Genomic DNA, 23,995 nt, shown 5'->3' with positions numbered 1-23,995 from the left:
GGTCCGTCACGATTCCTCGGTGTCGCGGACCTCGGCGCGCCCGCGCCGGGTGCCCTGCTGGATGGACGACATCATCGACCGCAGCTCCTCGGGCGACCGGCTCGGGCGCGGCGCGGCGGTCGGCGGGGGCGCGGCGGAGCGGTCCTCGCGCAGCTGGGCCGCCATGTTCTCCTGGCGGACGCGTTTCGGCAGCGCCGGCCGGCCGGCCCCGCCCGGCTCGCCGGCGGGCCGGCGGCGGACCTCGCGCGGCGACCTCGGGATGCCGGGGGCGGGGGGCGCCGGCGGCTCGGCCTCGGCTTCGGCGGCCGGCGGCGGGGGCGGGTCGCCCCACGGAGAGGGCGCCGATCGCGGCGCGGACGCCGACCGGCGCACCGGCTCCTCGAACACCGGGATGGGGCCCGTCCTCGCGCCCGGCTCCTCGAACACCGGGATCGGCCCGGTGCCCGGACCCGGCTCCGGGGCGGGCGGGCCGTCACCGGGCCCGGCGCCCCGCGCGGACAGGCCGAGCGGATCCGCCGTGCCGGACACGGCGGCGGCGTGCCGTCCCGACGGGAGCCGCAGCACCGAACCGCCCTGCTCCGGACGCCGCTCGTGGTGCCCGCCGCCGACGACCGAGCCGACCGGGACGAGCGCGTCCTCCGCGCGGCGGGTGGTGAGCGCGGGCGCGCCCCGCGCCGGCTCGCCCTCGTCCGCGACGACGAGGCCCTCCGGCAGCAGGACGATCGCGGTCATGCCGCCGTACGGGGACGTCCGCAGCGTGACCTTGATGCCGTGCCGGTGCGCGAGCCGCCCGACGACGAACAGGCCGAGCTGGGCGCTGTCGGACAGGTCGAACTCGGCGGCGGTGGCGAGCCGCTCGTTGGCGGCGGCGAGGCTCGGCTCGTCCATGCTGAGGCCGCGGTCCTCGACCTCCAGCGTGAAGCCGTGCGAGACGGCCTGCCCCTGCACCTGGACGGTCGTGTGCGGCGGCGAGAACACGGCCGCGTTCTCGATCAGCTCGGCGAGCAGGTGGATGACGTCGGCGACGGCGGGGCCGACGATCGCGGCGCGGGTCATCGGGGCGACGTTGACCCGGGTGTAGTCCTCGACCTCGGACGCGGCGGCGCGGGCGACGTCGACGATCGCGACGGGGCTGCGCCAGCCGCGGCCGGGCGCCTGCCCGGACAGGATGATCAGGCCCTCGGCGTGCCGCCGCATGCGGGTGGCGAGGTGGTCGACCCGGAACAGGTCCTCCAGGTCGTCGGGGGTCTCGATGCGCCGCTCCATCGCGTCCAGCAGCTTCAGCTGGCGGTGCAGCAGCGTCTGGCTGCGGCGCGCGAGGTTGACGAACACGTCGCTGACGTTGCGGCGGAGCGTCGCCTCCTCCACCGCGCCCTGGATGGCGGTGCGCCGGGCGGCGTTGAACGCGTCCCCGACCTGGTCGATCTCGCGGGTGCCGAATGCCAGCGGCGGCGCCTCGGCGGCCACGTCGACCTCCTCGCCGCGGCGCAGCCGGCGGATCACGCCGGGCAGCCGGACGTCGGCCAGGTCGATCGCCTCGCGGCGCAGCCGGGCCAGCTCGCGGATGACGGACCGGGCGACCCAGACCGCGAGGACGAGGGACGCGGCGACGGCGACGAGCCCCAGCGCGCCCGCGAGGACGACGCGGGTGATGATGCCGTCCGCGATCGGCGCGGCGCGCTTCTCGGCGCTCTCGGACACGGCGAGTTCGAGGCCGCGCAGCCGGGTGAGGTTGGAGTCGGCGGTGGTCTTCCACAGCACCCCGGAGTTGCCGCCGCTCTTCACGAGCCGGGCGGACCCGACGAACCGGTCCTCCAGCGTGCGCAGCCGGCCGTACTCGGGCATCCCGGCGACGCGCTGGTAGTAGGACTGGTCGGCGGTGCGCAGCTCGGCCGCCGCGTACCCGTACAGGGCGCGCTGCGTCCCGACGAGCTTGACGAACCGGCTGTGCTCGGCGGGCGTCATCCGGCCGGCGGCGAGCGCGCCGGCGAGCAGCGCGTCCTCCTGGGCGAGGACCTCGCGGGCCCGGGTCAGCGACGCCTCGTTGCGGGCGTCCTTGGCGACCTCGGAGTTGTCCAGCGTGGCGAGGGAGCCCTGCAGCGCGCCGACGTCGCCGAGCAGGGCGGTGTAGTCGGCGAAGGCGCGGCCGCGGTCGACGGCGCCGGTGTCGATGGTGCGGCGCCGGGCGTCCAGCCCATCCAGCTCGGTGAGGATCTTGTCGGCGAGCCGGCGGGTGTGCGCCGGCGCGGCGTCGCGGGCGGCCTGGTTCCGCGCGAGCCGGCGGAACAGGTCGGCCTGCCGGTCGGTGACCAGCCGGCCGGACTCCAGCGAGGCGCGGTCGCCCTCCGCGCGGCCGCCGAGGTACACCGTCGACAGCCGCCGCTCCGCCTGCAGCGCGCTGCCGAGCGCGCCGGACGGGTACCCGTAGTGGTCCTGGACGGTCTTGACGTGCCGGAGGTTGAGCCCCTCGCCGAGCGCGATGCTCGCGGCGAACGCCCACAGGACGCCGAGCGAGACCACCGAGACGGTGACCATCAGGACGACCTTGAAGCGGATGGAGCGGAATCGCGCTGCCTTGGGAGCCCGCCGGTGACCGGCGGCAGAGTCCGTGGTGGTGCGGCCTCGATTTGGCACTGCGGCTGAACTTTCACTCGGGCGGACGGCTGGCGGGACGGACGGGAGCGCCGTGCGGGACGGGGCGCCGGGGAACGGTAGGAGAGCCTAAGACCGCATGCGGCCATGTGTCGACAGTTTCCGGATCATCACGTTTTGTGTGCACAGGCAGCCTGAAATACCCCTACGATGCCTGAGCGTGATGGATCGTTCTCGCCACGCGACGGAAATCGCCAGGTCGTCCGTCCGCCCACGCCGGTCCCGGGCCGTGCTCTCCGCGGGCGCGCTGGCCGCGGCGGCGGCCCTGGCGGGCGGCTGCAGCGGCGACTCCGCCGCCGCCTCGGCACCGCCCGAGATCCCGATGATGCAGGAACTCGGCACCCCCGAAGGGCGGCTCGACCTCGTCGCCTGGGCGGGCTATGCCGAGAACGGCTCCAGCGACAAGACCGTCGACTGGGTCACCCCGTTCACGAAGGCGACCGGCTGCCGGGTCCACACGAAGGTCGCCGACACGTCCGACTCGATGGTCGCGCTGATGAGGACGGGCCGGTACGACGGCGTGTCCGCGTCCGGCGACGCGTCCCTGCGGCTCATCTACGGCGGGCTCGTCGCGCCGGTCAACACGGGCCTGCTCGGCAACTACAACGACATCGCCAAGTACCTGAAGGACCAGCCGTACAACTCCGCCGGCGGCCGGATGTACGGCGCCCCGCACGGCTACGGCGCGAACATGCTGATGTACCGGACGGACAAGATCCCGCAGCGTCCCACGTCGTGGAGCGTCGTGTGGGACAAGGACTCCCCCGCCGCCGGGCACGTCGTCGCCTACGACTCCCCCATCTACATCGCGGACGCGGCCCTCTACCTGAAGGCGCACCGCCCCGACCTGAAGATCGACGACGTCTACGAGCTGGACGAGAAGCAGTTCCAGGCGGCGGTCGACCTGCTCAAGCAGCAGCGTCCCAACGTCAACCAGTACTGGGCGAACTACCTGGACGAGCTCCAGTCGTTCAAGAGCGGCTACAACTACGCGGGCACCGCGTGGCAGGTCACCGCGAACCTGGCCCTGGCGGAGAAGGCGCCCGTCGCGACCACCATCCCGACCGAGGGCGCCACCGGCTGGTCGGACACCTGGATGATCTCGTCCAAGGCCCAGCACCCGACGTGCATGTACAAGTGGATGAACTGGATCACCACGCCGAAGGTGCAGGCGGAGGTCGCGCAGTGGTTCGGCGAGGCGCCCGCCAACCCGAAGGCGTGCCGGTACACCGCCAAGGGCTTCTGCTCGACCTACCACGTCGGCGACCCCGAGTTCTACAAGCGCCTCGCGTTCTGGAAGACGCCCGTGCGGGACTGCGGCGACGACCGCGGCAGCACCTGCGTCGACTACGACCGCTGGGCCCAGGCGTGGACGCAGATCAAGGGATAGGGGCCCGCGCCCCGGCGGAGCCGCTCAGGAGGCGGGCTTCATCGTGTAGCAGTAGTTCGACTTGCCCTTGAAGAAGTGCCGGGCCCGGCTGTCGCCGTACCGCCACCGGCATCCGGCGTCGAGCTGAGCGGCCGACAGCTTCATCGTGTCGCCCTTGCGCATGATGCAGTACGCGCCGGGGCTCGGCGTCTCCCGGTACTCGACCCACTCCCAGCCGAGCTTCACGCAGTAGTCGGTGAAGTGCCCGGGGCCGAGTTCCGCCCGGACGAGCTTGACGGGGCGCGTCGGCGCGGCGGACGGCGACCGCGAGGGCGCCGCCGACTGCGACGGCGACCGCGACGCGGCCGACCGCGACGGGCTCGCGCTCGCGCCGGGCGACCGGGTCCCGGCGCCGGCCCCCGCCTGGGCCGTGGTTCCGGCCCCGGGGGTGGCCGGGCCGGACGAGTCGTCCGCGACCGCGCCCCCGTCGCGGCCCGCGGGCTCGTCACCGGAGAACCAGGCCACCGCGAAGACGGCGGCGGCCACGGCCGCCACCGCCGCGGCCGCGCCGGCCAGGACCTTCGTGCGCCGGCCGCCCGACCGCTGCGGCGCGGTGACCGCGTCCACCCGTCCGAAGGCCGGGGGTGGCGGCGGCGCACCGTGCCCCGCCGGATTGGGAGGCGCGGACGCCGGGCCCGGCGGGTCCGGAGGCGCGGAGCCCTGCGGAGGCGGAGGCGCGGAGGCTAACGCCGGAGGCTCGGGCGCGGAGCCCTGCGCGGACGCTGACGCCGATGCGGGGGCGGGGGTGGCCGCGGGCGGCGGGGTGAGCGCGGTGTCGTCCGCTCCGCCCGTGTCGTCACCGGCCGGCGGCGTTCCGGCCGGGGCCGGGGGCAGGAGGGCGGAGGCCGGCAGGGGCGGAAGCATGGAACCGGGCGGCGGCGGCGCGGACGGGTCGGACAGAGTGGACGCGGCAGACGCAGCAGACGGGGCGGACGGGGCGGACGGGGTGCGGCCCGGCCGGACGAGGCGGTCGAGGACGTCCTGCGCGGACGGACGGCGCGCCGGGTCCTTCGCGAAGCACTCGGCGAGGAGGCCGCGCAGCGGCTCCTCCACGCCGGTGAGGTCCGGCTGGTGGTTCGCGATGCGGTTGAACACGACGGGGACGGTCTCGTTGCCGAACGGGGCGCGCCCGGTCGCGGCGAACACCATCGTGGACGCCCACGCGAAGACGTCGGCGGCGGGGCCGAGCTCACCGGGTTCGAGCTGCTCGGGCGCCATGTAGGCGGGCGTGCCGATGGCGCGGCTGACCATCGTCTGCGCGCCGGACAGCGCGCGCGAGATGCCGAAGTCGATGACGCGCGGACCGTCCGCGCCGATCAGCACGTTGTGCGGTTTGAAGTCGCGGTGGACGATGCCGGCGTCGTGCAGGGCGACGAGGGCCGTGGCGGTCGCGATGGCGAGCCGGTCGAGGGCGCTGCCCGCGCGGGGCCCCTGCTCGGCGACGACCCGGCTGAGCGGCGGCCCGTCGATGTACTCGCTGACGATGTAGTGGCGGCTCCCGGACGTGCCGGAGTCGAGCACCTGCGCGGTGCAGAACCGCGCGACCTGCTTGGCCGCCTCCAGTTCGCGGGCGAACATGTCGGCCATGTTCAGCGTGCCGGGGTCGCCGGTCAGCTGGGCGTGGAACAGCTTCACCGCCACCTGCGCGCCGGCGTCGCCGGTGCCGAGATAGACGACGCCCTGGCCGCCTTCACCGATCCGCGCGGTCAGCCGGTAGGCGCCGAGTTGCCGGGGATCGGTGGGTTCGAGGGGCTGCACGCAAGCAGTGTAGAGCGGTCAATGATCGTGTTGGGTCATAAGCCGGGCGAGGGTGTGGAGTTCCGCGGCGGGGGCGGGAACCGCGCCGTTCAGGTGGGTGCGGGCCTCGGTCAGGAGCACGCGGGCGTGGGCGGCGGCCCAGTCCCGGGCGCCGGCGGTCTCGATGAGGGCGGCGGCGCGCGCGGTCTCGCCGCCCGTCAGCGGCTCGTCGCGGAAGTACAGGCCGGCGAGTTCGGCGGCGGCCGGCGAGCCGGAGGTTAGCGCGGCGACGACCGGCAGGGACTTCTTGCGGTTGTGCAGGTCGGAGTGGACGGGTTTGCCGGTGGCGGCCGGGTCGCCCCAGATGCCGAGGAGGTCGTCGGCCAGCTGGAAGGCCAGGCCGAAGCGCTCGCCGAAGGTGCGCAGGCGGGCGGTCTCGTCGGCGGACGCGCCGCCGTAGCAGGCGCCGAGGGCGCAGGCCGCGCCCATCAGCGCGCCGGTCTTGCGGCCCGCCATGGCGAGGCACTCGTCGAGCGTCACGTCGGTGCGGTCCTCGAACGCGAGGTCGGCGGACTGGCCTTCGACCAGGTCGAGGACCGCGCGGGCGAGGATGCGGACCCCCTGCGCGGCGGCCGGGGAGCCGCCCTCGGCCAGCGCCTCGTAGGCGGCGGCGAGGAGGGCGTCCCCGGCGAGGACGGCGGCGTTCGTCCCGAAGACGGCCCAGGCGGTCGGGCGGTGCCTGCGGGTGGGGTCGCCGTCCATGACGTCGTCGTGCAGGAGGGAGAAGTTGTGCGCCAGCTCGACCGCGACGGCGGCCGGCAGGGCGGCCGCGGCCGTCCCGCCGACCGCCTGCGCGGCCAGCAGCGCGAGGGCGGGGCGGATCGCCTTGCCCGCCGGGCCCGCGGCGGGACGGCCCAGCTCGTCCCGCCAGCCGAAGTGGTACGCGGCGATGCGGCGGGCCGCGTCCGGCATCGACTCGACCGCGTCCCGCAGGGCGGGGTCGAGCAGGCTCCGGCTCCAGCGCAGGATGTCGGCCGCCGACCGGGCGCGCTGGTCCGGGCGGTGGTCGCAGGCGACGACGGCGGGGTCGTCCTTCCAGGCGGGCATGGCGTTCCCTTCTCGGCAGCGGGCTCGTCAGCGGGCGATCTCGACGTCCTCCAGGACGCCGAGCGCGTCCGGGACCAGCACGGCGGCCGAGTAGTAGGCGCTGACCAGGTAGGTCAGCAGCGCCCGGTCGTCGACGCCGGTGAACCGGACCGACAGCCCCGGCCGCACCTCGCCGGGCAGCCCGGTCCGGTGCAGCCCGATGACGCCCTGGTCGTCCTCGCCGGTGCGCAGCACGAGGATCGAGCTGGTCCCGGACGGGGTGATGGGGATCTTGTCGCACGGGTACATGGGGACGCCGCGCCACGCTTGGACGCGGCGTCCCTCGATCTCCGCGCCGGGCGGGTACACCCCGCGCCGGGTGCACTCGCGGCCGAACGCGGCGATCGTCTTCGGGTGGGCCAGGAAGAACCGGGACCCGCGGCGCCGCGACAGCAGCTCGTCCAGGTCGTCGGGGGTCGGCGGGCCGCCCCGGGTCTGGACGCGCTGCCGCAGGTCGGCGTTGTGCAGCAGCCCGAAGTCCCGGTTGTTGATCAGTTCGTGCTCCTGGCGTTCGCGCAGTTCCTCGATGGTGAGCCGCAGTTGCTGCTCGACCTGGTCCATGGGGCCGTTGTAGAGGTCGGCGACGCGGGAATGGACGCGCAGGAGCGTCTGGGCGACGCTCAGTTCGTACTCGCGCGGCGACGCCTCGTAGTCGACGAACGTGCCCGGCAGCGCCGCCTCGCCAGCGTGCCCGGACGCCACCTCGATCGGCGCCTCGCCGTGCCGGGTGCGCGGCGGGGCGGGCGCGTCCCGGTACCGCTCCAGGTGGGCGCGGAGGGCCTCGGACCGGCCGGTCAGCTCCTCGATCGCCTCCCGGGGCAGCGTCAGGACGATGGCCGGGGTGAGCGCGCGGAACGTGTGCGGCCAGACCTCGGCGGCGCCGAGGAGGGCGCGGTCGCCGAAGAACCGCCCGCCGGCGAGGATGCCGACCTGCGCTTCGGCGCCGTACTCCCCCGGCGCGGCCTCCGCGACCTTGCCGTGCGCGACCAGGTGGACGCCGTCGAGCGGGCGGCCCGCCGCGGCGATCGTCTCGCCCGGCCCGTACTCGCGCTGCTCGAACCGCGCGGCGAGGCCGTCCAGGACCGCGGGGTCGGCCAGGTCGCGCAGCGGGGGCAGCTCGGCCAGCTCGGGCGGGACGACCCGGACGTCGGCGCCGTCGTTCAGGAACGACACCAGCCCGTCGCCGAGCCGGTAGGTGAGCCGCCGGTTCACCCGGTAGGCGCCCGCGTCCGCCCGCACCCACGGCAGCTGCCGCAGCAGCCACCGCGGGGTGATGCCCCGCATCTGCGGGACGGACTTGGTCGTCGTCGCGAGATTGCGCGCCGCCTCGGTGCCGAGGGCGAGCCGCCCCCGCTCGTCCGCCTGCGTCACGCGCCGGTACCGCCGTGCGCGATCTCGACGGACTCCAGCATGCCGAGCGCGTCGGGGACGAGGACGGCGGCCGAGTAGTAGGCGCTGACCAGGTAGGAGATGAGCGCCTTCTCGTCGATCCCCATGTACCGGACCGACAGGCCCGGCTGGTACTCGTCCGGCAGCCCGATCTGGTGCAGGCCGATGACGCCCTGCGCCTGCTCGCCGGTCCGCATCAGCAGGATCGAGCTGGTCTTGGTCTTGCTGACGGGGATCTTGTTGCACGGGAAGATCGGCACGCCGCGCCAGCCGGGGACCTTGTGGCCGCCCACGTCGACGCTGTCGGGGTAGACGCCGCGGGCGCTGCACTCGCGGCCGAACGCGGCGATCGCCTTCGGGTGGGCGAGGAAGAACGCGGGGTCCTTCCAGACGAGGGTGAGCAGGTCGTCCATGTCGTCGGGGGTGGGCGGGCCGGAGCGGGTGTGGATGCGCTGGGACAGGTCGGCGTTGTGCAGGAGCCCGAAGTCGCGGTTGTTGACGAGCTCGTTCTCCTGGCGTTCGCGCAGCGCCTCGATGGTCAGCCTGAGCTGCTGCTCGACCTGGTCCATGGGCTCGTTGTAGAGGTCGGCGACGCGGGTGTGGACGCGCAGGACGGTCTGCGCCACGCTCAGCTCGTACTCGCGCGGGGAGCCCTCGTAGTCGACGAACGTGCCCGGCAGCACCGGCTCGCCCGCGTGCCCGGACGCCACCTCGATGGCCGCCTCGCCGTGCGCGTTGTGCGCGCGCGCCGGGCTCGCGCGGTACTCGTCGAGGTGGGCCTGGAGGGACGTGGACTGGCCCAGCGTCTCCTGGAAGTCGGCTTGGCTCATGCTGAGGATCGTGCAGGCGGTGACGGCCTTGACCGTGTTCTCCCACTGCTCGGGCTCCTCGCCCTCCTGCGTCCCGAGGAGGGCCTGCTCGCCGAAGAAGTCGCCGTTGGCGAGCGTCCCGAGGACGGCCTCGGTGCCGTACTCGCCGGCGCCGATCCGGCTGAGCTTGCCGTGCGCGACGAGGACGACCCGGTCGACGGGGCGTCCGCGCTCCACCACCACGTCGCCGGGCTCGTACTCCTGCTGGGTGAACCGCCCGGCGATCGCGTCGAGGGTGAGGTCGTCGTCGTAGCCGCGCAGCGGGGGCAGCTCGCCCAGCTCGCGCGGGATCACCCGGACGTCGGCGCCGGTCGTCACGAACGTCACCCGGCCGTCGCCGAGCGTGTAGGCGAGCCGGCGGTTGACGCGGTAGGCGCCGCCGGCGGCCTGGACCCAGGGCAGGAGCTTCAGCAGCCACCGGGAGGTGATCCCCTGCATCTGCGGGACGGACTTGGTCGTCGTCGCCAGATTCCGTGCCGCCGCGGTACCGAGGCTCAGTTGCTGCTGCTGTTCCGTCACGTCCACACCACCGTTTCGTCGAGGGTCCGCCATGAGCAAGCCGTCTCCGGCCAACGGTGACGCTACATACGGTAACCGACTCATTGCAACGAGCCATCGACTTTCCATGAGGCCACACAAGTCGCACCGGAACGCCAGGCGCCGGGATCGACGGCTGGACCGCCCGCGAGGGCGTCCACGAGGGCGTCCACGCCCGGCCCGCCGGCGAGTGGGCGCGGCCTTTACCGCCGCGGAAGGTTTCGCCCCAGGTCAGACAGGTGCGACGTGAGGCATATCACCCGTCCCGCGGGCTTCGGCAAGGAAAGACCTCCCGCATTCTGGTGTTGCACGTGACGGACATCGGGGCCCGCCGAGGGCCCCGGCGAAACCGGAGGGGAGGCTCCCAGTGACCACGGTTTGGACAGCACTGGCGATCGAGACCGGAACCGCACTGGTGATCGCGGGTTCGCTGGCGGGCTGGGCCCGCCGGCACTTCGGCCGCCCCGCCGACGCGGCGCCCGCCGACCCCCTGACGCCCGACACCCTGTCGGCCGACACCCTGCCCGCCGACACCCTGCCCGCCGACACCCTGACGCCCGACGCCGTCTGAGGCGGCGAGGTCATCCCGCCCCGGAACCCGCCGGCTCCGGGGCGCGCTCGGTCCCGGCCTGCTCGATCGGCACCCCGGCCGTCTCCGGGATCTTGATGATCGGCAGCAGCGCCACCAGCCCGGCGAGCATCAGGTAGTACGCCGGGACGTAGTTGGAGCCGGTCACGTCGATCAGCGACCCGATCAGCACGGCGGCCGTCCCGCCGAACAGCGACGTCGAGATGTTGTAGCCGATCGCGAACGCCCCGTACCGCACCTTGGTCGGGAACATCGCCGGGAACGTCGCCCCGATCACCGCCAGCATCAGCACCAGCAGCCCGCCGACGATCGCGTAGCCGGCCGCGACGCCGAGCCAGTCGTCGGTCTGCATGAGCGCGAACGCCGGCCAGGCCAGGAGGACGTAGCCGATCGCCGCCGTCAGCAGCAGCGGCTTCCGGCCGATCAGGTCCGACAGGTGGCCGAGCGGCAGGATCACCATGATCATCACCAGTTCCACGCCGATGGTGATGAGCTGCGCCGTCTCGTCCTTCATGTCCAGGAAGTCGACGAGGTAGGACGGCATGAACGTGAGCAGCGTGTAGTCCGCGACGTTCAGCAGGAACACGATGCCGATCAGCATCAGGATGACGCGCCAGTAGTGCTGGAGCGTCTCCTTCAGCGGCGACTTGGCCTTCTTGCCCTGCTCCTCCATGGCCTGGAAGGTGGGCGTGTCCTCGATCCGCGTCCGGACGTAGAGGCCGACGAGGCCGAGCGGCAGCGCCACCATGAACGGGATGCGCCAGCCCCAGGAGTGCATCTCGCTCTCGCTGAGCGCCAGGTCGATGGCGAGGACGAGGCCCGCGCCCAGGATGTAGCCGGTCAGCGTCCCGAGCTCCAGGAAACTGCCGAAGAACCCGCGCCGGTGCGTGGGCGCGTACTCGGCGATCATCGTGGCGGCGCCGCCGTACTCGCCGCCCGTCGAGAAGCCCTGGACCAGCCGGACGGCGAGCAGCAGCAGCGGCGCGGCGACCCCGATCTCGTTGTAGCCGGGCAGGATCCCGATCACGAACGTCGAGCCCGACATCAGGATAATCGTGGCGGCCAGCACCCGCTTGCGGCCGAGCTTGTCGCCCATCGGCCCGAAGAACAGCCCGCCGAACGGGCGGGCGAGGAAGGCCGCCGCGATCAGCGCGAACGAGCGCAGCGACGCGCTGCCCGCCGCGCCCTCCGGGAAGAACACCGTGCCGATGATCGCGGTCATCACCCCGGCGCTGAACACGCCGAAGTCGAACCACTCGATGCAGTTGCCCATCGCGGACGCGATCACGGCCTTGTGGACGGCGCCGGTGCCGCCCCGGTCCTCCGGCAGGGTCGCGCCCGCGTCCACGCGCTCGGGGTCGTCTTTCACGCGCTACATCTGCCCGATGATCGGCAAAGCTAACGCCGGGTCACCGCCCGTGCTCACCCGGCGAGGGGCGCGGTCACGCCTTCCTGGCCTTCTTCGCCGCCGCGCCCTTGGACTTCGCGGTCCGGGGCGTCCTGGCGGTGTCCGCGTCGTCGTCCGCGAGGTCGTCCGGAAGCTCGGGGAGGACGGTGGTGCGCTGCGGGTCGTCGCCGGCCGGGGCCTCGGAGGGGTCGGACGCCTGCCCATCAGCCGACTGCTCGCCCGGCAGTTCGTCGGTGCGCTGCGGGTCGCCGCCGAGGAGCTCGTCCAGGGTGGCGGTGCGCTGCGGGTCGGCGCGCAGCTCGTCCTCCAGGAGGTCGTCCTCGGGGATCGACACGAGGGCCTGCGTCTCCTGCGACTCGCGGGTGATCACGCCGCTGGCGAGGACGTTGTTGCGGTGCCGCAGCGCGCCGTTCTCGCGCAGCAGGTTGTCGACGTCGGCGCGGGCGCGGGCGATGCGGCGGCTCAGCCGCAGGTGCACGAGGAAGCCCCCCAGCGCCGTGCCGAGGACGAAGCCCGCGACGGGGAGGCCGACCGCGGCGGGCGCGAACGTGGCCACCACCGCGACCACGACCAGCGCGACGACTGCGGCAAGCGCGACAAAGTGCTGTTCCATCCAGTCCAGGACGGTGTTGACGCGCTTGGGGATCCTCACTCGCGACTCCTCCACTCGGCTCGGGTGGGCGACGGCCGGCGCGCGAATCGAAGTTCCCGTCCCCGCGACGCCGCTGCTCGGGTGCACCGCCGGGCTCAGCGGGCCGGGGCGGTCCGGGCTCGCGCCGCACGGCGCGCCGCCCTCGTGCTCTCGACGTGCCTCCCGCACCTGGCATGCTCACCGCCGGAAGGCCGTCCGAAACCCTAACAGTACGTGACGCCCGCTCCTGCCGCGGCGCCCCGCCGGTCCGGGATGCGAACACGTGGCCGTGGCGAATATCGTCCATTGATATGAGCGAACACTTTGACGTCGTGGTCCTCGGCGCGGGCCCGGGTGGATATGTCGCCGCGATCCGGTCGGCACAGCTCGGGCTGAAGACCGCCATCATCGAGGAGAGGTACTGGGGCGGGGTGTGCCTCAACGTCGGCTGCATCCCGTCGAAGGCGCTGCTGCGCAACGCGGAGCTGGCGCACATCTTCACCAAGGAGCGGCAGACCTTCGGGATCAACGTCGAGGGGCAGGTGTCCTTCGACTACGGCGTCGCGTTCCAGCGCAGCCGGCAGGTGTCGGACAAGCTCGTCAAGGGCGTCCAGTTCCTGATGAAGAAGAACAAGATCACCACCTATGACGGGCGCGGCGCGTTCACCGACCCGAACACGCTGCAGGTCTCCCGGCAGGACGGCTCGTCCGAGACGGTGACGTTCGACAACTGCATCGTCGCGGCGGGCGCGCACACCAAGCTGCTGCCGGGGACGTCGCTGTCGGAGCGGGTCGTCACCTACGAGGAGCAGATCCTCAGCGCGGAGCTGCCGGAGAGCATCGTGATCGCCGGCGCGGGCGCGATCGGCGTCGAGTTCGCCTACGTCCTGCACAACTACGGGGTGAAGGTCACGATCGTCGAGTTCCTCGACCGGATGGTCCCGAACGAGGACGCCGACGTGTCGAAGGAGCTGGCGAAGCGCTACCGCAAGCTCGGCGTGGACGTCCTCACCTCCACCCGCGTGGACGCGATCGACGACTCGGGCGACAAGGTCAAGGTCACCGTCACCGGCAAGGACGGCGCCCAGCAGGTCATCGAGACCGACAAGGTGCTCCAGGCCATCGGCTTCCAGCCGAACGTGGAGGGCTACGGCCTGGACAAGGCCGGCGTGCAGCTCACCGAGCGGGGCGCGATCGACGTGGACGGCCGGTGCCGCACGTCCGTCCCGCACATCTACGCCATCGGCGACGTGACCGCCAAGCTGATGCTCGCGCACGCCGCCGAGGCCATGGGCATCGTCGCGGCGGAGACCATCGCGGACGCCGAGACGATGGAACTCGACTACATCATGATCCCGCGCGCCACCTACTGCCAGCCGCAGGTGGCCTCGTTCGGCTACACCGAGGCGCAGGCCAAGGAGCAGGGCTTCGACGTGAAGACGGCGAAGTTCCCCTACAGCGCCAACGGCAAGGCGCTCGGCATGGGCGAGGGCGACGGCTTCGTCAAGGTCATCAGCGACGCCAAGTACGGCGAGATCCTCGGCGCGCACATGATCGGCCCCGAGGTCACCGAGCTGCTGCCCGAGCTGACCCTGGCCCAGCAGTGGGACCTGACCGTCAACGAGGTGGCCCGCAACGTCCACGCCCACCCCACCCTGGGCGAGGCGATGAAGGAGGCCGTCCACGGCCTGGCCGGCCACATGATCAACCTCTGACCCGAGCGGCGGCGCGGGTCAGGCGGCCGGCCAGCGGTCGAGGGACGCGTAGGCGGGGAGCCACGCGGTCTCGTAGGCGTTGCGGGCCGGTTCGGGGAGGAGCGCCAGCATCGTGGCGGCCAGTTCCGGGTCGGCGCCGTCCAGGAGCCACGGGATGACGCGGGGGCCGTTCGGGCCCAGCTTCGCGCCGTGCACCTGCCCGAAGTGCGCGAACTGCTCGGGCGTCAGGGTCGCGTCGATCAGCGGCAGCGCCGACTCCTCCTCGTGCCGCAGGTGGGCGGTGAGCCCGGCGGCCAGCCGGTCGGCGAGCGGGCCGAGCGGTTCGGTTCCGGCGTCGATCGCCTCGATGGCCGGGTCGATGGCGGCGTGCTCGGCCTCCATCGCGTCCATGAGGGCGAGGCCGTCGGGACGCCCGGCGAGGGCCTCGCGCATCGGCGGCCACAGCGCCTCGTCCTCGGCGGTGTGGTGGATGTGCAGCGCCGTCTTGAACAGCTCCCAGCCGGGCGCCTCCGCGACGATGCGGCGCGCCTCCCCGTCCTCGCGGGCGGCGGCCTTGGCGAGGTGGTCGAGTTCTCTGCGGAGCGCGTCGTGCATCACGTACATCGCGGTCCAGTCGTACTTGGACATGGTCTCCCCTTCCGTTTCACCGCATTGACGGTTCGGAAGGGGAGAAGGTGACCGCGTCCAATGGCGCCGGCCCTGGCGCGGTCGTCAGCGGAGCGGGTCGAACGGGTCGAGTTCGCTCGGGCGCCGTCCGGTGACGATCTGCTCCGCGAGCAGGCGTCCGGTGGCGGGGCCGAGGGTGATCCCCCACATGCCGTGGCCGCCCGCGGCGAAGACGCGCGGCGACCGGGTCGCCCCGATCAGCGGGAGGCCGTCGCGGGTGCAGGGGCGCGAGCCGACCCACTCGTCCTCGCGGGCGTCGAGGTCGGCGCCGCGCAGCAGGGGGCGGGCCGCCGCGACGATCGCCTTGACGCGGCGCTGGTCGAGCGGGGCCTCGGGGCTGCGGAACTCCATCATCCCGGCGACGCGGAGCCGGTCCCCGAGCGGCGTGCAGGCGACGCGCTGGGCGGGGAAGTACACGGGGGCGTCGGGGACGCGGTCCATCGGCACGCTGAAGCTGTAGCCGCGGCCCGCCTGGACGAGGGAGCGGACGCCGAACGGCCGGGCGAGGCCGCCGAGCCACACGCCGCTCGCGAGCACGACCGTGTCGAACTTCTCGAAGTCGCTGCCCGTGGTGCGGACGGAGACGCTGCCGCGCTGGTGGCCGATGTCGGTGACCTCGGCGCCCGTCCGGATCTTGCCGCCCCGGTCGCGGACGGAGTCGGCGAGCGCGTGCACGAACGCGCCCGGATTCACGAACCGCTGGCCGCGCAGCACGATCGCGGCGCCGATCTCGTCCGAGAGGGCGGGCTCCAGCAGGCGGGCCTCGTCGCCGGTCAGGGCCTCGTACTCCAGGGTCTGGCCGGCCGCGCGGATGTGCTCGATCTCCTCCAGCAGGACGCGGCGCTCGGCGGCCGTCCGGTATGCGGCGAGGAAGGACCCGGCCTCGTTCGTCTCCGCCCGGACGCCGCCGTCCAGCAGCGCGTCGAAGCTCGGCAGCGCCCGGCCGTTGATCGGCACGAGCGACTCCATCGCGCGCCGCCAGCGGGCGGCGGTGCTGTTGCGGGCGAACCCGGCGAGGAACCGCAGCAGCCGGGGGTTCGCGCTCGGCGGGACGTACACCGGCGAGGACGGGCTGAGCACCGCCTTCACGCCGTAGGAGAGGACGGCCGGCTCGGGCAGCGGGGTCGCCAGGCCGGGGGTCAGCCAGCCGGCGTTGCCCCAGGACGCGCCCGCGGCGACGTCCCGGCGGTCGAACACGGTGACGTCGGCGCCGTGCTCCTGCAGGAACCATGCGGTGGACAGCCCGACCATGCCGGCGCCCACGACGGCGACCCGGCGCGGCGCTGCGTCGAGAGCCATGGCCACTCCTCTCCTCGAATGCGTACCACTTCGATGGTGCGGCGCTTCCCGGCCATCGTCTCTGTCGCGTTCGGCCAAATCGGCGGAGCCGCGTCATGCGGACGGCACAATGGACGGATGGTGAAGCTCGACGTGGCCGATCTCGTCGACTCGCTGGGGCTGCTCCGGCTGGTGACGCCGGGGCGCGGCGGGCAGGTCCACGACGTCGTGCTGGCCGAACCGGGCGAGCCGGCGGGGCAGCCGGGCGAGATCGTCCTCGCCGTCGGCGTGACCCGCCCGGCGGACGCCGTGGCGCTCCTCGAACGGGCCGACGCCGCCGGCGCGGAAGGCGTCGTCCTCAAGTCCCCCGTCGCGCCGGAGGTCGTCGAGGCCGCCGGCCGCCTCGGGCCCGCCCTCATCGAGCTGCAACCCGACACGTCCTGGACGCATGTGATCTGGCTGGTGCGCGGCGCCATCGACCGCGCCTACGCGCCGCAGCCGTCCGGCACGCCCGACGACCTGTTCGCGCTCGCCGACACCGCCGCCGAGATCGCCGACGCGCCCGTCACCCTGGAGGACGCCCGCTCCCGTGTCCTCGCCTACTCCGGCCGCCAGGACACCACCGACCCGGCCCGCGTCTCCACGATCGTCGGACGCCGCGTCCCGCCGCAGGTCATCGCCCACCTCCGCGCCTGCGGGGTGTTCCGGAAACTGGCCCGCTCCGCCGCCCCGATCCGCGTCCCCGCCGGGCCGGACGACATGCTCCCCCGCCTCGTCATCCCGGTGCGCGCGGGCGGCGAATGGCTCGGCTCGATCTGGATCGTGGCGCGGACGCCGATCCCGCAGGACCGCGTCCGGCGGCTGACCGACCTGGCGTCCGTCGTCGCCCTGCACCTGCTGCGCCTGCGCGCCGAGGCCGGCGTCGCGCGCCGCGTCTCCGCCGACCAGTTGCGCACCGCCCTGCGCGACGGCACCCCCGTCCCGGCGGACTTCCCGTACCGGGCCGTGATCCTCGGCGGCGGCGAGGACCTCCGCCGCCGCCTCGACCTGTGGGAGGCCGTCACGCACCGCTTCGGCTGGCACCGCCCCCTCCTGACCGACATGGACGGCGCCCTGTTCGCCCTCCTCACCGAGCGCTCACGAAGCGAAGCCGGGTCGACGCCATGGCTGCGCGACGTCCTCGCGGAGGTCCGCGCCCACGACCGCACCCTGTACGCGGCGGCGGGCGGCCTGGCCCACTCCCCCACCGACCTCCCCCGCTCCCGCGCGGAGGCGGTCGAGCTGGACGCCCTCATCGCGTCCGGCCGCCTCTCCCCCGGCCTGGCCGTCCTGGAGGACGTTTGGGACGCCGTCACCGTCGAACGCGCCCGCACGTCGATCCGCGCCGAAGCGGGCCTCCTGGGCGGCCCCCTTCCCGCCCTGAGAACCCACGACGAGACGCACGGGACGGCCTTCCTGCCGACCCTCGCCGCCTGGCTCGACCACTACGGCGACCCGAAGGGCACCGCCGAGGCGCTGTCGGTCCACCCCAACACCCTCCGCTACCGCCTGCGCCGCATGGCCGAGGTGACCCCGCTGGACCTGTCGTCCCCCCGGCGCCGCCTGGCCCTCCGCCTCCAACTCGCCGCCCTCGGCACAGGCCCGTGACCACGGCCTAGGTTCCCGTGGCGCCGTCCTGCACGTACTGCGCGGCGTACTCCCCGGTCGCCGGGACAACGGTGATCACATCGATCATGACGCCGTCCGGCGCCGCGACGATGAAGTGGCGCTGCCCGAAGTCCTCCGTGCGCAGGGACAGGAGTTCGGGGAGGCCCGCCCGTTCGACCAGCCTGCGGTGTTCGGCGTCGACGTCGTCGACCTCGAAGTTGAGCAGGAGGCCGCCTCGCAAGGCCGTGCGGTGCCCTTCGGGGATGGTCGGATGGGAGTGGTCGAGCAGGGCGAGTTCGTAGTGCGGGGCGTCCGGGCGGTGGAGGCTGACGTACCAGTCGGCCTCGAAGGTCACCTCGAACCCGAAGTGCCGGCCGTAGAAGCGCCGCGACGCCGCGACATCGCGGGTGGCGATCACGGGGTAGAAGCCTCTGAGCTGGACCTTCACTGGCACGTCTCCATCCGTTCGCAGTCCGATTTAACATACCCAGGGTATGTGAGATGCACGCTAACATACCCGGGGTACGCGAATGGGGGGGTGGGCCGATGCCTGTCACGAGGGCCGAGCAGCGGGCGGCGACACGGCGGGCGCTCCTGGCCGAGGGACGCCGGAGGTTCGCCGCCGACGGCTACCACGACGTGGTTCTCGCCGAGGTGGCACAGGCGGTCGGCGTCACCAAGGGGGCGGCGTACCACCATTTCGACAGCAAGGCGGGCCTCTTCCGGGCCGTGGTCGCCGAAGTGCAGCAGGAACTCGGCGAGCGCGTCGCGGCGGCCGCCGACCGGCACGGCGACCCCTGGGAGCGGCTGCGGGTCGGCTGCCGGGCTTTCCTCGCCGCCGGACGCGACCCGGTGGTGCGCCGCATCGTGCTGATGGACGCACCGGCCGTCCTCGGCTGGGACGAATGGCGCGCCATGGACGAAGACTCCTCAGCCCGCCACCTGGCCGAGGCCCTTGAGGACCTCGTCAAAGCCGGCATCATCACCGATCAGCCGGTGGAGCCGCTGGCCAGACTGCTGTCAGGCGCCATGAACGAGGCCGCCCTATGGCTGGCCCGCTCACCGGCCCCGAAGGCACTGACGCAAACAGAACAAGCATTGGACCGCCTACTGGACGGCCTACGCCCCCGAGGCGACTAACGCCCGCACCTGCGGTGGATCAGGTCCCGTCCTGCCGCCGTCCTCGACCTGGACGACGCTCCCCGCCCCGTCCCGCGTGGGGGAGATCCGCACGGCCGACTCAGAAGGGCGGCAGCAGGGGTTTCCCGGCCACGACTACGACCCGTTCCGGCGGCGCCTGGACATGGCATCGCGGCGCGGGTGAAGGGGACGCTGCGCGCGTCTGCGGCGCACGCGCCAGATGACGAGGGCGACAACGACCACGCAGGCGACGGCGATCGCGACGGCGCGTCCGGCGACATGCTCGATCCGGGAGTAGGCGTGCCCGCCGAAGTAACCGAGCAGGGTGAAGCCGATACCCCAGACCACGCCGCCGGCCACGTTGAAGGGCAGGAAGACATGGCGCGGCATGCGGGACATCCCCGCCAGCGCGGGCATGATCGCGCGGAAGAAGGCGATGAACCGGCCGAGGAAGACGGCGGCACCGCCCCTGCGCCGGATCAGCTCGCGGGCCTTGTCGACGTGGTCGCGGTGCGGACGGAGCACGCGGGAGTCGAGAATCGCGGGCCCCGCACGGCGGCCGATCAGATAGCCCACGAAGTCCCCGGCGGCCGCGGCGGCGACCACGGTCGCGCACAGCCAGACGATCGAGATCTTCTGTTGGCCGGCCAGGGCCCCGGCGAGGACGACGACGGTCTCACCGGGCAGCACGAAGCCGAAGAACAGGGCGTCCTCGCAGAACACCAGCCCGCCGACGACCCCGTACACGACCGGCCCGGACAGGCCCCCCAACCATGACGTGATCGAGTCGAACACCTCTCCGCGCCCCCAACCCGGAGCCCCCACGGCGCCGCGAACGCCTGCGGCCTGCCCAGCCCCGTGCCCTTCTCCCCCTACCCCGCGCACCCACGCCAATCGCTCATGCTGTCACCAATCGACCTCGCTGAGTAGTGACAGAAGAAGGAAGGCGACGGCCGACGGGACCGCCGACGCCCAGCTCGAGACCTGGCGCGTCCTGCACTGGCCGCGCTGCGGCTCGCACAGGGCCGACCGGCTCGCCGGGTTTCGTCTTCGGGTCGCCCGGTCAGTCGGTCGTCTGCGGGATGAGCTGAAGGCGGATGTCGCCGTCGTACGCGACGACGAACGTTGAGATCCGGGCCGTGCGGGCATCGGGTTTCCAGGTCAGCGGGACGAGAAAGAGGCGTCCGCCCGAGGCCAGAAGAAGTCGCAGTTTCTGGTAGCGGTGGCGGTAGGTGACCGATTCGCCGAAATCGGCGTGCAGTGTCTCGGGCGGAGCGTCGCTCAGCGGCTCCTTGGTGTAGAGGACGACCTCGGGAAGCTCGGCGAAGTCGCGGGCGTCGTTGTAGGCGCGGGCGACACCGACCTCGCCTGCGAGGCTGTTGGCCGCCCAGAACAGACCCATGGCGACCACCGCGAACGCCACGTAACGTCCGCCGCGCTCCACGTCGCTCAAAGCCGGACGTTCTCGCCAACCGCCGTCCCCGGCTTGGCGGAACAGCCAGAACGCGTAGACCAGCGAAGGTACGCCGGCCGTCAGGCAGAGCGGCGTCACGCCGGGTGTCTCGTTCGCGGCGACCTTCGCCGACAGGACTCCGACCAGCGCCCTGCCGGTCAGCGCGAGCCCGGCCAGCGCCATGGCCAGCGCGATCCGCCGGGCGGCGCGCAGCCGGTCCGGGAGCACCATGCCGCGCACGACCGCGTGTCCGCCGAGAGCCGCGAGCGCGATCAGGAGGAGCAGCACCGCCGCCGGGTACGCCACCTCCACGCCGTAGAGCAGGAGTGTCTGGTTCCCGAGGTCGGTGAGTTGCAGATCAACGCCGAAGTAGCGGAACCGCTGGAGCGTCGCGACATAGCCGTACCAGATCAGGACGGCCGCGACGAGCGACGTCGGCGGGCCGAAGGTGCCCAGTGCGGAGAGCCGCTGCGTCCAGTCCGGCGCCGGTCCGGGATCGGGCTCCGAGGGGAGGGGCCTGCGCGCCCTCGCCAGCCGTTCGGATCGGGTCCTAGCACTGGCTGAGATAGCTCCCGCCTCCGTTCGGCTCCCACTTGGTGCAGGCGTTCAGCTGTAGCCTCGTCGGCCAGATCGCGCGCACCGGACGGTCGGCGGCCGCCCCGAGACCACCGCACGGCCCGGAGGAGTCCGTGCACAGCTTCGAGAGCCGCCACGTGACCAGCACCGTGTAGCGGCCGGGCCTTGGAATCTCCGGCTGCGAGGTGTACGCGGGCGTGATCGCGCACGGGTCCGCGGGTCCGATCACCGTGTCCGGTGCACAGGGCTTGCGCGCCTGGAGGCCCACGCCACCGGAGCCCGTGCAGTTCGGAGCCGTCTGGTAGGTGACGGTCCCGAACCCGGACCGCGCCAGATCCTCGCTGGAGATGTTGCTGTCGGCGATCGGCACGGGCTCGTCCGACTGCGCGGCTGTGAAGCCCTCGATCCGAACTGGATAAGGGCTCCAGACCATCTGGCACAGGTCGTCCGGTGTCCGGTTCTGGAGGGACGCTCCACTGCCGGTGTTCACACGCGGCGTCGTCCAGGCGCGCGGCGACGGACCCACCGACGGCGGCCCGGACGTGCCGGCGGTCGGCTGACCGGTCGCCGTCCCGGTCGCCGAGGGGGCGAGCGTCACGGGGTCGGCCTCCGGCCCTTTGCGCGGTGAACCACCGCACGCCGTCGGCGCGGTCAGGCCGACCGCCAGCGAAACCACAGCGAGGGCACGCGATCGCATTTCCCCATTATCGGGAAGTTCCCTCTGCCGGAGGGGCCTTCGAGCAGACCGGACGCGGCCAGTGCCCGCACGCCGTGCCGCCGACGCGTCCGGTGGCCGTGACCTGAAGGTACGGGTGCGGGACCTGGGGCGGTGAGAGAACCCGGCGCGGAGGCGAGGTCGCGGCGGCCGGCGGTCCGGCGCGGTGACGCAACGAATAGCGTGTCCTGGGACGGAACACGCAACGAAGTGCCAGGTGGGAGCAAGGTTGGCGCATTGGATTGCGCGGCCTTCGTTCCTAGGCTTTCGATCAGTCGATCCCCCTTCTCGAATGTCCCCTGGAGACACGTATGACCGTCATGCCGGCAATGGAGCCGAGCACCGTCCGGACCGCGCTGCGGCGGCACTTCCTGATGTGCCGTCCCGAGCACTTCGCCGTGACCTACGCGATCAACCCCTGGATGGACCCGGCGGCCGGGGCCGACGCGGCCAAGGCCGTCGAGCAGTGGGAGGCGCTCCGGGCCGCGTACCTCGCGCTCGGGCACGAGGTCAGCCTCATCGACCCGATCGCGGGGCTGCCCGACATGGTGTTCGCGGCGAACGGGGCGCTGGTCGTCGGCGGACGGGTGTACGGGGCCAAGTTCACGCATCCGGAGCGGCACGCGGAGGGCCCCGCGTACTCCGCGTGGATGCGGGAGAACGGGTTCTCCGAGGTGCTGGAGGCGAAGCACACCAACGAGGGCGAGGGCGACTTCCTCACGCTCGACCACGTGATCCTCGCCGGAACGGGGTTCCGGACGGACATCGCCGCCCACCAGGAGGCGCAGGAGTTCCTCGGACGCCCCGTGGTGACGCTCCGGCTCGTCGACCCCCGCTTCTACCACCTGGACACGGCGCTGTTCGCGCTCGGCGGCGGCAACATCGCCTACTACCCGGGCGCGTTCTCGCCGGGCAGCCGGGCGGTGCTGGAGTGGCTGTTCCCGGACGCGATCATCGCCGGTGAGGACGACGCGGCCGTCCTGGGCCTCAACGCGGTGTGCGACGGGCGCGGCGTCGTCGTCAACGCCGAGGCGACCGGGCTGATCCGGACGCTGGAGACCCGCGGGTACGAGCCGGTGCCGGTGGACCTGTCCGAGCTGCGCAAGGCGGGCGGCGGGCCCAAGTGCTGCACCCTGGAGCTGCGCGCCTGAGCGGGCCTGATCAGCGGAGCCGGCGGCGCCCGGTGCCGAGGCCGAGGTGGCGGCGGGCCAGGGCGCGGCTCCGCAGGACGCCCGCGATGCCGATCGCCCAGATCCCGATCTGGACGGTCCACGCGGCCCGGAACGCTCCAGGCGTGAACTCCCCGTCCGGCGACAGGGCGTCCAGGACGAGCCCGATCAGCAGGATCGTGACGAGGGACGCGACGAAGCCGCCCACGTTGACGATGCCGGTCGCGGTGCCCTGCCGTCCGGGCGGGTTGAACGTCCGGGCGTAGTCGAAGCCGATCATCGAGCCGGGGCCGCCGGGCGCGACGCACAGGACGAGCAGCACCAGCAGCCAGGCGGGGGCGGGCGGCGGCCAGGCGAGGACGGCCGCCCAGGCCGCGACGTTCATCCCGACGATGCCGAGCACGAGCCACGACCGGCGCAGCGGGTAGCGGGCGACGAGCCGTCCGATGAACGGCCCGGACACGACGTTGACCAGCACGAACAGCGTCAGGAGGGTGGAGGCGGCGGCCGGTTTCATGCCCTGCCCCGACACCAGGTACGGGTAGCCCCACATCAGCGCGAACGTGTTGGACGAGAACTGCGTCACGAAGTGCGACCAGAGGCCGAGCCGCGTCCCGGGGTGGCGCCACGCCTCGACGAGGTTCGTGCCGGTCTCGCGCAGGGTGGGGACGTCGGCGCGGCCCGGCCCGTCCCGCAGCACCGCGATCGACAGCACCGCCACGAGGACGCCGAGCGCCGCCGCCGACCCGAACGCCGTGCTCCAGCCGGGGCCGTGCAGCAGCGCCACCAGCGGGATCGCGCTGAGCACCTGGCCGAGCTGCCCGAGCTGCCCGGTGAGCTGCGTCACGACGGGGACGTACCGTCCGGGGAACCGGGTCGCGACGATGCCGAGGACGCTGATGAACGTCATCGCGTCGCCGGCGCCGACCAGCACGCGGGCGGCGACGGCCGTCCCGACGCCGGTGGAGAACGCCATGAGCGCCTGCCCCGCGGCCATGACCAGCGCGCCGCCCGCGACCATCCGGCGCGGGCCGACGCGGTCGAGCAGCAGCCCGACCGGGATCTGCAGGCCCGCGTAGACGAGCAGTTGCAGGACGGTGAAGGACGCGAGGATCCCGGCGGACGCGTCGAACCGGTGGACGGCGTCCAGGCCGACGACGCCGAACGACGTCCGGTGCAGGACCGCGACCCCGTACGCGAGGACCCCGACGCCCCACAGCAGCCACGCCATGGGGGCGGCTTTAGGGCG

Annotated in this window: 20 protein-coding genes; 6 read left to right on the top strand and 14 right to left on the bottom strand. The window is 73.1% G+C overall.

Features of this window, described 5'->3' with window-relative positions:
• Positions 1-6 precede the first annotated feature (6 nt).
• Positions 7-2,535, bottom strand: coding sequence for a nitrate- and nitrite sensing domain-containing protein (locus tag ACA511_RS10360; protein ID WP_375023874.1), 2,529 nt, complete (start codon positions 2,533-2,535; stop codon positions 7-9).
• 280 nt (positions 2,536-2,815) lie between these two features.
• Here ACA511_RS10360 and ACA511_RS10355 point away from each other — a divergent pair, with 280 nt between their 5' ends.
• Positions 2,816-4,042, top strand: a complete 1,227-nt coding sequence (locus ACA511_RS10355) for an ABC transporter substrate-binding protein (protein ID WP_375024724.1) — start codon at positions 2,816-2,818, stop codon at positions 4,040-4,042.
• A 24-nt stretch (positions 4,043-4,066) separates the two neighbouring features.
• Here the strand turns inward: ACA511_RS10355 and ACA511_RS10350 are convergent, their stop codons facing one another.
• The 4 genes from ACA511_RS10350 to ACA511_RS10335 are packed head-to-tail and all read right to left on the bottom strand — an operon-like array spanning position 4,067 to position 9,774.
• Positions 4,067-5,839 (bottom strand): serine/threonine-protein kinase, encoded by a 1,773-nt coding sequence (locus tag ACA511_RS10350; RefSeq protein WP_375023873.1) that lies wholly within the window; start codon positions 5,837-5,839, stop codon positions 4,067-4,069.
• Positions 5,840-5,857: 18 nt separating this feature from the next.
• Positions 5,858-6,925, bottom strand: a complete 1,068-nt coding sequence (locus ACA511_RS10345; RefSeq protein ID WP_375023872.1) for a family 2 encapsulin nanocompartment cargo protein polyprenyl transferase — start codon at positions 6,923-6,925, stop codon at positions 5,858-5,860.
• A 27-nt stretch (positions 6,926-6,952) separates the two neighbouring features.
• Positions 6,953-8,335: a family 2B encapsulin nanocompartment shell protein gene (locus ACA511_RS10340; RefSeq protein ID WP_375023871.1), complete on the bottom strand. Its 1,383-nt coding sequence runs from the start codon at positions 8,333-8,335 to the stop codon at positions 6,953-6,955.
• Complete coding sequence (locus ACA511_RS10335; RefSeq protein WP_375023869.1) at positions 8,332-9,774, bottom strand: family 2B encapsulin nanocompartment shell protein; 1,443 nt, start codon at positions 9,772-9,774, stop codon at positions 8,332-8,334. Before ACA511_RS10335 ends, ACA511_RS10340 begins: the two co-directional genes overlap by 4 nt.
• Before the next feature lie 352 nt (positions 9,775-10,126).
• Between ACA511_RS10335 and ACA511_RS10330 the strand changes: the two genes are divergently transcribed.
• Positions 10,127-10,330, top strand: coding sequence for a hypothetical protein (locus ACA511_RS10330; RefSeq protein WP_375023868.1), 204 nt, complete (start codon positions 10,127-10,129; stop codon positions 10,328-10,330).
• Positions 10,331-10,340: 10 nt separating this feature from the next.
• Here the strand turns inward: ACA511_RS10330 and ACA511_RS10325 are convergent, their stop codons facing one another.
• Together ACA511_RS10325 and ACA511_RS10320 are read right to left on the bottom strand one after the other, a co-directional pair.
• A complete protein-coding gene (locus ACA511_RS10325) occupies positions 10,341-11,717 on the bottom strand; it encodes an MFS transporter (RefSeq protein WP_375023867.1) in 1,377 nt (458 codons plus the stop codon).
• Between the two features lie 73 nt (positions 11,718-11,790).
• On the bottom strand, positions 11,791-12,408 hold the full coding sequence (locus ACA511_RS10320) for a hypothetical protein (RefSeq protein ID WP_375023866.1): 618 nt from the start codon (positions 12,406-12,408) through the stop codon (positions 11,791-11,793).
• Between the two features lie 290 nt (positions 12,409-12,698).
• On the opposite strand from ACA511_RS10320, the gene lpdA reads away from it, so the two are divergent.
• A complete protein-coding gene (lpdA, locus tag ACA511_RS10315; RefSeq protein ID WP_375023865.1) occupies positions 12,699-14,102 on the top strand; it encodes a dihydrolipoyl dehydrogenase in 1,404 nt (467 codons plus the stop codon).
• 18 nt (positions 14,103-14,120) lie between these two features.
• Here lpdA and ACA511_RS10310 read toward each other — a convergent pair whose 3' ends face one another.
• Positions 14,121-14,729, bottom strand: coding sequence for a hemerythrin domain-containing protein (locus ACA511_RS10310; protein WP_375023864.1), 609 nt, complete (start codon positions 14,727-14,729; stop codon positions 14,121-14,123).
• An 84-nt stretch (positions 14,730-14,813) separates the two neighbouring features.
• Complete coding sequence (locus ACA511_RS10305; protein WP_375023863.1) at positions 14,814-16,145, bottom strand: NAD(P)/FAD-dependent oxidoreductase; 1,332 nt, start codon at positions 16,143-16,145, stop codon at positions 14,814-14,816.
• Positions 16,146-16,184: 39 nt separating this feature from the next.
• On the opposite strand from ACA511_RS10305, the gene ACA511_RS10300 reads away from it, so the two are divergent.
• Positions 16,185-17,693, top strand: a complete 1,509-nt coding sequence (locus tag ACA511_RS10300) for a helix-turn-helix domain-containing protein (protein WP_375023862.1) — start codon at positions 16,185-16,187, stop codon at positions 17,691-17,693.
• Between the two features lie 7 nt (positions 17,694-17,700).
• Here the strand turns inward: ACA511_RS10300 and ACA511_RS10295 are convergent, their stop codons facing one another.
• Entirely contained in the window at positions 17,701-18,147 is a 447-nt protein-coding gene (locus ACA511_RS10295; RefSeq protein WP_375023861.1) for a VOC family protein, read from the bottom strand.
• 92 nt (positions 18,148-18,239) lie between these two features.
• On the opposite strand from ACA511_RS10295, the gene ACA511_RS10290 reads away from it, so the two are divergent.
• Positions 18,240-18,833: a TetR/AcrR family transcriptional regulator gene (locus tag ACA511_RS10290; RefSeq protein WP_375023860.1), complete on the top strand. Its 594-nt coding sequence runs from the start codon at positions 18,240-18,242 to the stop codon at positions 18,831-18,833.
• A gap of 135 nt (positions 18,834-18,968) precedes the next feature.
• Here the strand turns inward: ACA511_RS10290 and ACA511_RS10285 are convergent, their stop codons facing one another.
• The 3 genes from ACA511_RS10285 to ACA511_RS10275 all read right to left on the bottom strand — a co-directional run bounded on the left by ACA511_RS10285 (position 18,969) and on the right by ACA511_RS10275 (position 21,559).
• Positions 18,969-19,628 (bottom strand): DedA family protein, encoded by a 660-nt coding sequence (locus ACA511_RS10285; RefSeq protein ID WP_375023859.1) that lies wholly within the window; start codon positions 19,626-19,628, stop codon positions 18,969-18,971.
• Between the two features lie 268 nt (positions 19,629-19,896).
• The gene (locus ACA511_RS10280; RefSeq protein WP_375023858.1) at positions 19,897-20,598 is read right to left on the bottom strand and encodes a hypothetical protein; all 702 of its coding nucleotides are present in this window, start codon (positions 20,596-20,598) and stop codon (positions 19,897-19,899) included.
• A gap of 238 nt (positions 20,599-20,836) precedes the next feature.
• Entirely contained in the window at positions 20,837-21,559 is a 723-nt protein-coding gene (locus ACA511_RS10275; RefSeq protein ID WP_375023857.1) for a hypothetical protein, read from the bottom strand.
• Between the two features lie 329 nt (positions 21,560-21,888).
• Between ACA511_RS10275 and ddaH the strand changes: the two genes are divergently transcribed.
• Positions 21,889-22,728 carry a dimethylargininase gene (gene ddaH, locus ACA511_RS10270; protein WP_375023855.1) on the top strand — a complete coding sequence of 280 codons (840 nt, stop codon included), beginning with the start codon at positions 21,889-21,891 and terminating at the stop codon, positions 22,726-22,728.
• A 10-nt stretch (positions 22,729-22,738) separates the two neighbouring features.
• On the opposite strand, the gene ACA511_RS10265 is transcribed toward ddaH, so the two are convergent.
• Positions 22,739-23,977 (bottom strand): nitrate/nitrite transporter, encoded by a 1,239-nt coding sequence (locus tag ACA511_RS10265; protein ID WP_375023854.1) that lies wholly within the window; start codon positions 23,975-23,977, stop codon positions 22,739-22,741.
• Between the last annotated feature and the right edge of the window lie 18 nt (positions 23,978-23,995).

This window comes from Actinomadura sp. GTD37 (genome assembly GCF_041951365.1).
Lineage (GTDB): Bacteria > Actinomycetota > Actinomycetes > Streptosporangiales > Streptosporangiaceae > Spirillospora.
This window is presented reverse-complemented; position numbering and strand designations above follow the sequence as displayed.